Below are 12,519 nucleotides of genomic sequence, written 5' to 3' on the forward strand. Positions count from 1 at the left end.
TTTAAGTTAATTGGGATGATATTATTTAAGGAAATTTTATGAATAAATTGAATACTAAAATTCCTACCTCTGGGTATAATCAAAAAAAATGGAAAGGGCGTTATACCATTTTATTACTATTATGGTCAGGTTGGTTACTTTCGTTTCTTGATCGTATGGTAATGAATGTATCATTGCCGTTTATTGGCCATGATCTTGGTATCGATAAAACTGTACAAGGTTCAATTATTAGTGCATTTTTTATTGGTTATGCACTGTTCCAAATTCCCGGTGGTTATTTATCAGATAAATTTGGTCCGCGTAAAGTGATGGCTTTTGCCATTATTTGGTGGTCGATGTTTACGCTTTTTACCGGTCTAATTTATGTATTGCCATTAATGTTACTGACTCGCTTCATGTTTGGTGCCGGTGAAGGTTGTTTCCCAGCTTCGTCTTGGAAAACTATCGCCACTTATTTTCCTGCCAAAGAACGAGGACGAGCAACAGCAATTCAATCTTCCGTCAACACATTAGGACCAGCAATATCTGTAATTGTGGCAGTTGCCATTATTGAATGGTTAGGTTGGCGCGATGTATTTATCATCTTAAGTATTCCTGGTTTTATATTAGGCTTTTTTATCTATAAGTTTATTCGCAATAATCCATCTGAAAATAGTCTGATTGGTGCTGATGAACTGCAAGAATTAGAAATAATCAACGATAATGTCTCAGTCGAAGAGAGCTCGTCTTCGTTAATAGATGTATTGAAAATGCCAATACTCTGGAAGTTATCGCTAATTTGGTTCTTATTTGATATCACATTTTGGGGATTCACCACATGGTTACCAAGTTATTTACTTGAGGCAAGAGGATTATCGCTCTCCAAAACCGGTATCTTAGCTGCAATCCCATTCTTATTTGGTGCATTAGGGACCTTAGTTGGTGGCTATTTTGCTGATAAGTTCGAACAAAAATTAAAATATGTATATGGTTTAACCGCTTTTATCTCTGGGATATTTCTTTTCTTAATGTTCCAAGTCGATAATCTTGAGGCTGCTATAGTCTTCCAATGCGTATCAGCACTCTTTATGTTTATCGCATTTGCTATCTTTTGGGGAATGCTAATGCATATGATTCCGCCGGTAATCATGGGCAAAGCCTCAAGTATTGTCAACTTTGGTGGACAAGTTGCAGGCGTATTATCACCATTCATCATCGGCTTCCTTATCGACAACGCCAACGGAGGCTACAACCACGCCTTCTTATTTATGGTGATCGCGTTAATAAGCTCAGCGGTATTGACCTTTTTCATTAAAAAAATGAATATTTAGTTAATCTACATGATGAGATATATTGGGAAAATACTCAAACTTGGTTTGAGTATTTTTTCTTTGATGAATTGTTTATTCTAAAAGTAATTTAATTTTTTAACCGTGCATTTTTTAAACGTAAAAAAGTTGAGGAGCGGGGTTTTTAGCCTCTATAAAAGCATTAATTAATCACCAATCAAGTTAAATATTCTGTTGAAATATTTTGCTTAAAAGTTATTATGTTGCAAATATTTATTTATAGATAGGAATCTGTATGCGTAATTCTTTTTTTTCTGTAATTTTGTCTTCTCTTTTATTATTCACATCTTCATTTAGTTTTGCCAGTGAGCAGACTTATGTGGTTGGAGCAGGGGGAACATATCGTCCTTTTGAGTATGAAAATAGCGATAAGCAGTTAGAAGGCTTTGATATTGATCTTATTAAAGCGATTGCTGAAGCTCAAAATTTTAAAATCAAATTAATTAATACGCCATGGGAAGGTATTTTTGCTACTTTAGATAATGGTGAGCGCGATATTATCATTTCAGGTATTACTATAACTGAAAAGCGTAAAAACTCTGTTGATTTTTCATTACCGTATTTTCCTGCTGAACAAGTTATTGTTTCTCAAAAAACAACTGAAATTAAGTCAATTGCTGATTTAAGTAATCATACTGTTGGAGTAGTTAATGGTAGTACGGCTGATGTGGTTGTTTCTAAAGTACTCGGTAAAAATAGCACTGCAATTAAACGTTTTGATAATACGCCATTATTGCTACAAGAGCTTTATGAAGAGGGTATAAGTGCAGCCGTTGCTGATGTTGGTGTGGTTAAATTTTATATTAAAATGCATCCCGGTAAAGATTTCAATTTAGTTTATGATAATAGTTTTGAATCGCAATATTTTGGTATTGCCGTTGCTAAAGGTAATACTGAATTACGCAATAGCATCAATGAAGGCCTGAAAAAAATTGTTGCAGACGGTACTTATGCTTCAATTTATAAAAAATGGTTCGATAATAATGTTCCATCTTTACCATTAGATTCTAAAGAGTAAAGTGGAATAGTCATGGCATTTAATTGGCAAATTATTGAAGAATATACGCCCCTCTTTATCGAGGGGGCAAAATTAACCGTTCAATGTACTATTATTTGTGTCATTTTAGGGACATTATGGGGATTGACGTTAGGTATTGGGCGAACCGCATCAGCTAAATTTGGTTTTTGGAAATGGGTGCTTCACTATGGTGTACAATGGCCTGTTAAAATTTATGTTAGTGCTTTTCGTGGTACACCACTATTTGTTCAAATCATGGTAGTGCATTATGTGTTAATGCCATATTTTCTAAACCCACGTGATGGATTATTGGTTTCCGATAATCTTATTTCAATGTCCACCGCTCGTTATTGGCGTACTGAGTATGGGGCGTTTATTTCCTGTGTTACGGCAATTACGTTAAATGCAGGTGCCTATATTTCCGAAATCTTTAGAGCAGGGATTGAATCAATCGATAAAGGACAAATGGAAGCTGCAAGGTCACTTGGAATGAGCTATGGTAGTACCATGCGTAAAGTAATTTTACCACAGGCTTTTAAACGTATGCTTCCACCTTTGGGTAATAATGCAATTGCTATTTTGAAAGATTCGTCACTCGGTGCAGCGATCGGTCTGGCTGATTTAGCTTTTGCTGCAAGAACATCTGGAGCTGCATATGGGTCTTATACTGAACCTTATATTGTGATTTCTATTGTGTATTGGGTAATGACATTCTTGCTTTCATTATTAGTAAAATATTTAGAAAAAAGGTTAGGCAAAAGTGATTCACATTAAAAATCTACAAAAACAATTTGGCGATATTCATGTGCTACGAGGTATTTCTTGTGATATTCAGGAAAAAGAGGTGATTTCTATTATTGGCCCTTCGGGCTCAGGTAAAAGCACCTTTTTACGTTGCATTAATGGATTAGAAGATATTACTTCAGGCGAGATTGAAGTTAATGGGTTTAAATTGCCTGATGCTAAAACCAATATCAATCAACTCCGTGAATCAGTTGGCATGGTTTTTCAGCGTTTTAATCTTTTTCCACATATGACGGTATTGGAAAATTTAATTTTGGCACCAATGGATGTCAAGAAGATGCCAAAAAATGATGCAATTAATAAGGCTGAAGGTTTATTAGTTAAGGTTGGTTTGATTGATAAGATTGATGCTTATCCAAATCAATTATCCGGTGGTCAACAACAACGTGTCGCGATTGCTAGATCATTGATGATGGACCCGAAAGTTATGCTTTTTGATGAACCTACTTCGGCGTTAGATCCTGAGTTAGTCGGTGAAGTTTTAGCCGTGATGAAGGCACTTGCTCAAGAGGGGATGACCATGGTGGTTGTCACGCATGAGATGGGTTTTGCTAGAGAGATGTCAACTCGTGTTATTTTTATTGATCAGGGCATCATTCAAGAACAAGGTTCACCTGAGCAAATTTTTAATAATCCTCAAAATGAAAGAACACAGCTGTTTTTAAGTAAAGTATTATAATTGATCTACTTGATTGATTAAGCTATAAAAAAACCGCACTAATGAGTGCGGTTTTTTATTAAACATTAACTATGAGACTTAAGCTTTATATTTTTTCATGACAATTGAAGCGTTAGTGCCACCAAAACCAAAGCTATTTGACATTACTGTTGTTAATTCACGTTCAGTTGGCTCGGTAATAATGTTCATTCCAACTGCTTCATCAGCGAGTTCGTCGATGTTGATACTTGGTGTGATAAAGCCATGTTCAAGCATAAGTAATGAATAGATTAATTCTTGAGCACCGGTTGCACTCAATGAGTGACCTGTCATTGATTTAGTCGAAGAGATAGCTGGAATGTTATCTCCAAATACTTGTTTGATTGCCCATAATTCTTTAACGTCACCAACTGGTGTTGAAGTTCCGTGAGTGTTGATATAATCAACTGGTGCGTCAAGATCTTGAATAGCGAGTTGCATACAACGCATAGCACCTTCACCAGATGGTGCAACCATGTCATAACCATCAGATGTTGCACCGTAACCAACTAGTTCACCATAGATATGTGCACCACGTGCAAGGGCGTGTTCAAGTTCTTCAACAACTACCATTCCAGCACCGCCAGCGATAACGAAACCGTCACGGTTTTTATCATAAGCGCGTGATGCTTTTTCTGGGGTGTCGTTGTATTTGGTTGATAATGCGCCCATTGCGTCAAATTCACATGACATTTCCCAGCAAAGTTCTTCTCCACCACCAGCAAATACAATGTCTTGTTTGCCAAGTTGGATAAGTTCTGCTGCGTGACCAATACAGTGAACTGATGTTGCACAAGCAGATGTCATTGAGTAGCTAACACCTTTAATTTTAAATGGTGTGGCTAAACATGCAGATATTGCAGATGACATTGATTTAGTTACTGCGTAAGGGCCAACACCTCTTAAACCTTTTTCTTTCATGCCGGCAACGACATTATATTGAGTTTTGGTTGAGCCACCATAACCAGCGATTAGACCTGTACGAGGATTGGATACTTGTTCTGGGGTTAATTTTGCATCTTCGATTGCTTGCTGTAGAGCCAGATAACCATAAATAGATGCATCGTTCATAAAACGGACAACTTTGCGATCAATAAGCCCAGTTGTATCTAATTTTACATTACCACATACATGACTGCGCATTCCGCTATCTTTCATTTCTTGAGAGAAAGTAATACCACTTCGGCCCACTTTCAATGATTCTAAAACTTCTTTGGTATTATTCCCAATACTTGAAAGAATACCTAATCCTGTGATTACTACACGTTTCATCTAATGCTTTACTCCTAAGTTAACCAGCTTCGTATGAAAAATTGGTGTGATTATAGCGTACACTTGTAAGCTGAACAATACCCTATGATTGATTTTATTTCACAATTTTTAAATAAGATAGGGTTAGTGGAATAAGTAATCAATAATACTCCCGCTTTTTACATTTTATTTATAGTCTCTTAATAAAGTAGAGTTTATATGCAGTTTTATTGAGCAAATATTTCCTATTTTTGATCTGATAATTTACTTGCACATGCAAGTAAAATAGCTATAATACTGTAAATATATACAGTTATTGGTGGTGATTATGATTCAAGACAAAATGATGTCAAAGCTTGAGATATTGGCAGAATCAGCAAAATATGATATTTCGTGCGCATCAAGCGGTACCTCTCGCAATAATAAAAATAAAGGTATTGGTAGTGCTTCTCGTTGTGGTATCTGTCATTCTTTTACCGCCGATGGTCGATGTGTCTCGTTATTAAAGATTATGCTAACCAATTACTGCATGTTTGATTGTGCTTACTGTATTAATCGCCAAAGTAATGATATCCCACGAGCTGGATTTACTCCAAAAGAGTTAGCGGATTTAACCATTGAGTTTTACCGTCGTAATTATATCGAAGGACTTTTTTTAAGCTCTGGTATTATGCGTAGCGCTGATCACACAATGGAAAAAATGATTCGGGTAGTCAAAATTCTACGTCAAGAATACAATTTTAATGGTTATATCCATATGAAAGCTATTCCTGGAGCAAGTAATGAGCTTATCAAAGAAGCCGGTTTATTAGTAGATAGAATGAGTGTCAATCTAGAGATTCCTACTGAACGTAATTTAAAATTACTTGCACCAGATAAAGATCATCAAACGATCTATCAACCAATGCGTCATATCCAACAAAATTTGATGGAAAATATTGAAGATCGCAAAAAAATTAATTCTACTCCAAAATTTGTACCAGCAGGGCAGAGCACCCAGGTTATTATTGGGGCGACAGATGAAACCGATAATCAAATATTACAACTTACCGCCAAACTTTATAAACGCCCAAGCATGAAGCGGGTTTACTATTCGGGGTTTATTCCGGTCAATAGTTATGACAAGCGATTGCCGGTGTTGCAAGAAGTTCCACGCGTTCGCGAAAATCGTTTGTACCAAGCTGATTGGTTACTTCGTTTTTATGATTTTAGTGTCGATGAGATTGTTAATGATGAACATCCTGATCTTGATTTAACTGTCGATCCAAAATTGTCTTGGGCGATTCGTAATCCGCAGTTTTTTCCGGTAGATATCAATCGTGATAGTTATCGAAAAATTTTGCGAGTTCCTGGCATTGGTGTTAAATCAGCAAAATTAATAGTGATGGCAAGGCGACATCGAAAACTTAATATTGAAGCGTTAAAACGTATAGGCGTTGTGCTTAAACGTGCGCAATTTTTTATTGTATGTCACGAAATGAGTACCTATAAATTGCTCGAGTCATCTGCTGAATATATTCGACTGAACCTGCAAGATCCGCCATTACTTGAAGCTAAAAAAGATCCTATTCCTCAGCAGCTTGTGATGGGATGGTAAGTTATGCTAGCTTTTTATTATGACAAATCTTTCGAAGGATTGTTATGCGCGGTTTTTGATGCGTTTAAACTTAAAAAAATGCCAGAATGCTTGTTGTCGGATGATGATGTTGTACCGCTATTGGTATCTGATTCTCACCATGTTGAATTTCGTAATAGCAAGTATGAAAGGGTATACTCGGCGCTACAAAAAAAGTTATCCAAGATTGCACTAAATCAGATCTTATTTACTTGGTTATCAGAGCTGCCTGAAAGTGATTTAATCATTTTTCGTTATATTTGCAAAGTATTTAAATCTAACTATTCAATTGAAACTGATTTTGGCGATCCAGATGTATTAGCCATTCATGATATCGCTAAAAAAGTGAATAAAGAAAAACACCATATCCAACAATTTGTTCGATTTAATGCTATCAAAAATCCAACAAGTGATGAAAAGATCTATTTTGCGGTTATTGGTCCCATTTATAATGCTTTACCATTAACCACACGATTCTTTAAAGATCGTTATGCCGACCAAAAATGGGCAATTTATGATGAAAAACGCCAGTATGGCTATTTTTATGATTTAGAAAAATTGGAGAAAATATCGCTAAACGATGATCTGATTGTCAATAACAAAATTAACCAAGATTATTTAACTGATGATGAAAAACTTTTTCAGACCATGTGGTACCGTTATTGTAATGCACTAACGATAAAAGAAAGAATTAATCCAAAATTACAACGACAAAATATGCCAAGACGATTTTGGCAACACTTACCAGAAATGCAGGAAAAATAAAAAACGCCGAACAAGCCGGCGTTTTTTATTAATGTAGGGAAAATTCTATTGGGCGTCGATATCGCCAATAATACCGTTGATACTTTCTTGACGTTGTTGCTCTTTTTTCTCATCAACTTTACCGCCTGACGCATTAAAGTCATTACGTTGGAAGTAAGCATTACGCATAAAGTTATAAGGGTCATCACTATTTTTAAGCAGATCTTCATACTCAATAGCTACGGCACGAGCTTCAACGCCATCAACAACGCCTCGAACTAGTGCCCATTCCCAATCTAACCAAACAAGTGGTGGGTATAAGGTGTCAACGATGTCACCACCTTCCTGACGAAGTGTCGCAGAACCATAGAAAGGTAATACAACATAAGGACCATAAGGTACATCATAGTGACCTAATGTTTGACCAAAACTACGTTTAGAGCCTTTTTGCAATTGAGGATCCGCCATTCCAGCAACATCAAATATACCCGCCACACCAAAAACGGTATTGATAAAGAATCGAGCTAAATGTTTACCAGATTCACGGCCTTCACCTTGTAGTGCACTATTAACTACTGAAGCTGGCTCAGAAAGGTTAGATGAAAAATTAACAACGCCTTTACGCACAGGTGTTGGTACATAATCTTTCCATACCACAGCTGCAGGGCGTAAAATATAAGGATCAAGGGCATAATAGTTAACATCAAACATGGTTTTGTTAAAACCCGATAATGGGTCACTATAACTGTTGGTTTCAGCTTGATAAGTGGCACAACTTGTCAGTGCTAAAACCGAGAACATCATACCTATTATTCTTTTTTTCATAATGTTATAAATCATAATTGACGAATGTTAAGATTGTATCATGTTTGTTCAAAATAGAAAATTTTTCATTATTTAAATAGTAATATCTTGATAAATTTATTAGAATAACCGCCCGAGATGACCTCATAGTTAAATGGATATAACGAGCCCCTCCTAAGGGCTAGTTGCAGGTTCGATTCCTGCTGGGGTCAAATTCCCTTATATTCATTATGACGCCTTTTTACTTTAATCCTGCCTATTAATCTTGTAATTTATTCAATTAAAAAAGTTGAGGAGCGGGGTTTTTTGAACATCTTCTGCATCTCTTTTCTTAATCTTTCTCTTGTACGATAAAAGATTGTTGATATATAGATAATATTTATCTAAAAACAAAAAGCTTAAACCTTTGCTGTTAAAGTATTGTAATGAATGAAAATATATGTATAAATATAAAATGTATTTTATATGAATTATTTAGGAAATAATTAATGGCTAAATTAATAAGAATTTTTATTTTAACGCTGATGGTTATTAGCGTGAACTCCTGTTCAAGTAGAGGCGATTTATGTTTGTTTGGCTATACTGACAGTGAATTTCCAGATTATGATAAAGAATATTGGCGATCAGTTGTAAAGAATAAATCAAAAGCTTCAAAAAGTGATCTTGAAAAATGTAATCAAGAAACAGAAAATACAAGAGTAATTATGGTTAATATCTTTACCGAGTTGTGTTCAAGTGGGCATATATCTCAGGAAAATTTACCTAATGCAATTGCGATTCAGCACAATTATCTTGAAGACCATTTTAGATCAAGACCTAAAAATTTGATAGGAACAACGGACCAAATTTTTCTCCGGCTTTTAGGCGAAAATATCGAAAATAAACCGCTTAATGCAGATTTACTTCATAAAGCATGTGCTCGTTATATACCCCAAAATAACATACGTTATCATTATCAAGGAATCGGTCCCGATTCTCAGTTTTTCTATTATTTTAATAAGTATCATTTTCAACAATGTATGCGCAGAAATAACTTTGAGTTAATTACTCCTACAAAAACAGAGAGATGGTGTAAGGGAGTTATGTGGTAAGTTTACTATACTGATATTTGGCTTTGATATGCAGTTGGACTGATTATTTGAGACTTAGATAATTTGTAATAATTGATAGTTAATATAATTAATATTAATTCTGTTTTACTAATTATTTCTTGAATAAAAATTTTGATTTCAATTTTTGTAACAATAGGGTAGTTAGCATAATCACTATGAAATTATTAGTTTGATTTAAGGCTGCTATTTAATCCTAATTTAAATTCATTAATGAAGATAACTATCTCGATTAAATATAAATTGAGATAGTTATATTTATACTTTAAATTGATTATTCAACAAAAGTCACAATAACTTTTGAGGAGCGGCTTTTATCTGAAGCAGTAAGCAACGCTTCTTCAATTTCTTGGTAATTAAATTCACTTGAAATTAATGGTTCAGGATTAATTATTCCTTTTTCTAACCATTTTACAGCGACAGCAAATTCATCAATAAATCTAAATGATCCTTTCCATATTATTTCTTTAGCTAACATTTGAGCAACAGGATATTGAATAGGACTGGCTCCCATACCAACTTGAACAATAATGCCGTTTGGCCTAGTAAAATACACAGTTGATTCAATTGCCGAGTTTGCACCACTAGCTTCAAAGGTAACATCGAAATAACCTTTATTTTCCATAAACCGTGCATAAGTTTCTTTATCTGATGGATTTATTGTTAGATCTGCTCCCATTTGTAACGCAACGTTTTGACATCTATCACTAATATCAGACGCTATTACTTCTATAGCACCGGCTGCTTTTGCTGCAGCTACAATTAATCCGCCGATAGGTCCTGCGCCAATAACTAAAACTTTTTTACCAACCAATGAACCTGCAACATTAATTGCATGGATAGCAACACTAGTAGGTTCACTAAATGCCATGATTTGGGAAGGGATTTTTTCATCGTAAGTAAAACACTGTTGCTCAGAAACAATAACATATTCTGAAAATCCACCATGTACATGGGGGTTAAATTGAGCACTCCCCATGAATCGCATGTTTGGACATTCGTTTTGCTTACCTTTAAGGCAATAATCACATTTATTACATGGCTGAGATGGATTAATTGCGACTTTTTTTCCAACTTTTAATTTTGAATTTGTTGGTGCCTTGTAGACTTCACCTACAAATTCATGACCAATTACCATTGGGTGTTTTAAGACGGATAAACCAGCTTGACCTTCTTGATAATAGTGAATATCTGAACCACAAATTCCACCGGCTTCTACTTTAACTACTACATCATCATTAGTATAAGCAAGTTCTCTATTTTCGATTCGAATATCCTTTTTTTTATGTGCAAAGCAAGCTCTGCATGTTAGTTTTTTACTCATTTTTTTACATCCTTTATTTATAATACAGCCAACCACCCACCATCAACATAGATAACTTGACCATTGATGTAATCAGATGATGGTGCAGCAAGAAAAATTGCAGTACCAATAAGCTCTTGCGGTTTTCCCCAACGTTTTGTTGGATTGCTATTTTTCACCCAACTATCAAATGCCTGATCTTTGATTAAAGCCTCATTCATATCGGTTAAGATATAACCTGGACCAATAGCATTGGCTTGTATATTGAACAGTCCCCATTCAGCAGCCATTGATTTTGTTAACATTTTTATACCTCCTTTTGCTGCTGTGTAAGGCGCGACTGTGGGACGAGCTTGTTCACTTGTTAGCGAACATATATTGATAAATTTTCCACCAGAATTACGTGCTATCATCCTTTTAGCGGCCTCACGAGAGACTAAAAATGTACCTGTTAAATGAATATCAATAATTCGTTGCCAATCTTTTAATTCAATTTCAATTATTGGCTGGCGATGTTGAATGCCAGCATTGTTGATAACAATATCTATCTGAATATTGTCTTTATCCATCGAATTGAAGGCATCAATTATTTGTTTTTCATCTGATACATCCATAACGTATCCTGATACTTTGTACCCTTTATTTTTTAGTTTATTTACTGCTGAATCTAAAACTATTGAGTTGATATCACTTAGAATGATTGTGGCACCTGCTGAAGCTAACCCTTCTGCATAAGAAAAACCTAGACCTCGAGCTGCTCCAGTAATTAATGCTGTTTTTCCTGTTAAATCAAAAAGTTCATGCATAATATAAAATCCTGTTATAGAAAAAATTAGTTTAATAAATGAATATAAGCGAAATACATTGTCATACATCAACTTGTAATACAACATACAAGGTATTTGGTAAAATGCGCCTATTTTGTTGTTTATGCAACAACTAATATTAATTTTTGTGATCTAGGCAACAAAATAGTATTAATTTATATTCATTGTATTTGTTAAAGACGTTGATAAAGTTGATGAGATAAGTTGTAATATGATGAAAAAGAATTTTAAGATGACAAAAACTAATGATTAAATCGATTTCTAAAACAAATATAGTCGATGCTGTTTATGAACAGATGCTAAAAAATATACTCGACAACAGTTGGCCAGAAGAAAGCAAATTACCCTCTGAATTTGAGCTAACAGAACTATTTAATGTTAGTCGTACCAGTATTCGTAGTGCCGTACAAAAACTTCGTGATCTTGGTATTATTTATACTAAACATGGAATGGGTTCATTTGTTTCGAAAAATTTAGATAAAAATAAAATTGTTTCTATAAATCAACCTATTATGCATTTAAGTCAGGAAGAATTTTCTGATATGATGATTTTTAGACAGACGGTAGAATTTAAATGTATTGAATTAGCTACAATTAATGCTAACGATGATGATATTGTAGCTATTGAAGAAGCTCTAAATCGAATGTTGATTAATAAAAATGATTACAAGAAATACTCACAAGCTGATTTAGATTTTCATATTGCAATTATAAAATCCTCACACAATAAAATATTTATCAATATAATTCATGATATTAAAGATATCTATTATTATTATTTAGAAGAACTTAACCGTGTCTTTGGTCCAACGTTGGAAAGTATTGAGGCTCACATCAAAGTTTTTATGGCAATCAAAGAACATAATGTTGAAACAGCTAAAGAAGCTTTAAATAACGCCATGAAAACAAATACTCTCGCAATTAAAAAGTTGCAAGAAGGGGCATAAAAACAAAAAAACACTTGCAACATTTATTTCCTTAATGTTATTTTTAATATGCGAAATACGATGTCATACAAG

The 12,519-nt window shown here is 34.6% G+C and carries 12 protein-coding genes and 1 tRNA gene; 9 read left to right on the forward strand and 4 right to left on the reverse strand.

What is annotated here, in order from left to right; all coding sequences use genetic code 11:
• Nucleotides 1–38 precede the first annotated feature (38 nt).
• From J3U16_RS07400 to J3U16_RS07415, 4 genes are all read left to right on the forward strand, one after another.
• Nucleotides 39–1,310, forward strand: coding sequence for an MFS transporter (locus J3U16_RS07400; RefSeq protein ID WP_065733979.1), 1,272 nt, complete (start codon nucleotides 39–41; stop codon nucleotides 1,308–1,310).
• 253 nt (nucleotides 1,311–1,563) lie between these two features.
• The gene (locus J3U16_RS07405; protein ID WP_065733980.1) at nucleotides 1,564–2,346 is read left to right on the forward strand and encodes a basic amino acid ABC transporter substrate-binding protein; all 783 of its coding nucleotides are present in this window, start codon (nucleotides 1,564–1,566) and stop codon (nucleotides 2,344–2,346) included.
• Nucleotides 2,347–2,358: 12 nt separating this feature from the next.
• On the forward strand, nucleotides 2,359–3,120 hold the full coding sequence (locus tag J3U16_RS07410) for an amino acid ABC transporter permease (RefSeq protein WP_065562980.1): 762 nt from the start codon (nucleotides 2,359–2,361) through the stop codon (nucleotides 3,118–3,120).
• On the forward strand, nucleotides 3,107–3,829 hold the full coding sequence (locus J3U16_RS07415) for an amino acid ABC transporter ATP-binding protein (protein ID WP_267342788.1): 723 nt from the start codon (nucleotides 3,107–3,109) through the stop codon (nucleotides 3,827–3,829). The genes J3U16_RS07410 and J3U16_RS07415 overlap by 14 nt, the downstream gene beginning before the upstream one ends.
• Before the next feature lie 78 nt (nucleotides 3,830–3,907).
• On the opposite strand, the gene fabB is transcribed toward J3U16_RS07415, so the two are convergent.
• On the reverse strand, nucleotides 3,908–5,119 hold the full coding sequence (gene fabB, locus J3U16_RS07420; RefSeq protein ID WP_065733982.1) for a beta-ketoacyl-ACP synthase I: 1,212 nt from the start codon (nucleotides 5,117–5,119) through the stop codon (nucleotides 3,908–3,910).
• A gap of 310 nt (nucleotides 5,120–5,429) precedes the next feature.
• Here fabB and J3U16_RS07425 point away from each other — a divergent pair, with 310 nt between their 5' ends.
• Entirely contained in the window at nucleotides 5,430–6,695 is a 1,266-nt protein-coding gene (locus tag J3U16_RS07425; protein WP_416380747.1) for a putative DNA modification/repair radical SAM protein, read from the forward strand.
• Nucleotides 6,696–6,698: 3 nt separating this feature from the next.
• Nucleotides 6,699–7,478: a TIGR03915 family putative DNA repair protein gene (locus J3U16_RS07430; protein WP_267342791.1), complete on the forward strand. Its 780-nt coding sequence runs from the start codon at nucleotides 6,699–6,701 to the stop codon at nucleotides 7,476–7,478.
• 45 nt (nucleotides 7,479–7,523) lie between these two features.
• On the opposite strand, the gene J3U16_RS07435 is transcribed toward J3U16_RS07430, so the two are convergent.
• Complete coding sequence (locus J3U16_RS07435) at nucleotides 7,524–8,282, reverse strand: MlaA family lipoprotein (protein ID WP_220225972.1); 759 nt, start codon at nucleotides 8,280–8,282, stop codon at nucleotides 7,524–7,526.
• 119 nt (nucleotides 8,283–8,401) lie between these two features.
• On the opposite strand from J3U16_RS07435, the gene J3U16_RS07440 reads away from it, so the two are divergent.
• Together J3U16_RS07440 and J3U16_RS07445 are read left to right on the forward strand one after the other, a co-directional pair.
• Nucleotides 8,402–8,473: transfer RNA gene (locus tag J3U16_RS07440), tRNA-Arg, on the forward strand.
• A 276-nt stretch (nucleotides 8,474–8,749) separates the two neighbouring features.
• On the forward strand, nucleotides 8,750–9,352 hold the full coding sequence (locus tag J3U16_RS07445; RefSeq protein WP_065734022.1) for a hypothetical protein: 603 nt from the start codon (nucleotides 8,750–8,752) through the stop codon (nucleotides 9,350–9,352).
• 292 nt (nucleotides 9,353–9,644) lie between these two features.
• Here J3U16_RS07445 and idnD read toward each other — a convergent pair whose 3' ends face one another.
• On the reverse strand, nucleotides 9,645–10,694 hold the full coding sequence (gene idnD / locus J3U16_RS07450; protein ID WP_267342792.1) for an L-idonate 5-dehydrogenase: 1,050 nt from the start codon (nucleotides 10,692–10,694) through the stop codon (nucleotides 9,645–9,647).
• Nucleotides 10,695–10,711: 17 nt separating this feature from the next.
• Nucleotides 10,712–11,479, reverse strand: coding sequence for an SDR family oxidoreductase (locus J3U16_RS07455; protein ID WP_267342793.1), 768 nt, complete (start codon nucleotides 11,477–11,479; stop codon nucleotides 10,712–10,714).
• Between the two features lie 266 nt (nucleotides 11,480–11,745).
• Between J3U16_RS07455 and J3U16_RS07460 the strand changes: the two genes are divergently transcribed.
• Nucleotides 11,746–12,447 carry a FadR/GntR family transcriptional regulator gene (locus J3U16_RS07460; RefSeq protein WP_065734025.1) on the forward strand — a complete coding sequence of 234 codons (702 nt, stop codon included), beginning with the start codon at nucleotides 11,746–11,748 and terminating at the stop codon, nucleotides 12,445–12,447.
• Nucleotides 12,448–12,519 lie beyond the last annotated feature (72 nt).

This window comes from Gilliamella sp. B3023, assembly GCF_026536845.1.
In the GTDB taxonomy this organism is placed as follows: Bacteria; Pseudomonadota; Gammaproteobacteria; order Enterobacterales; family Orbaceae; genus Gilliamella; species Gilliamella apicola_E.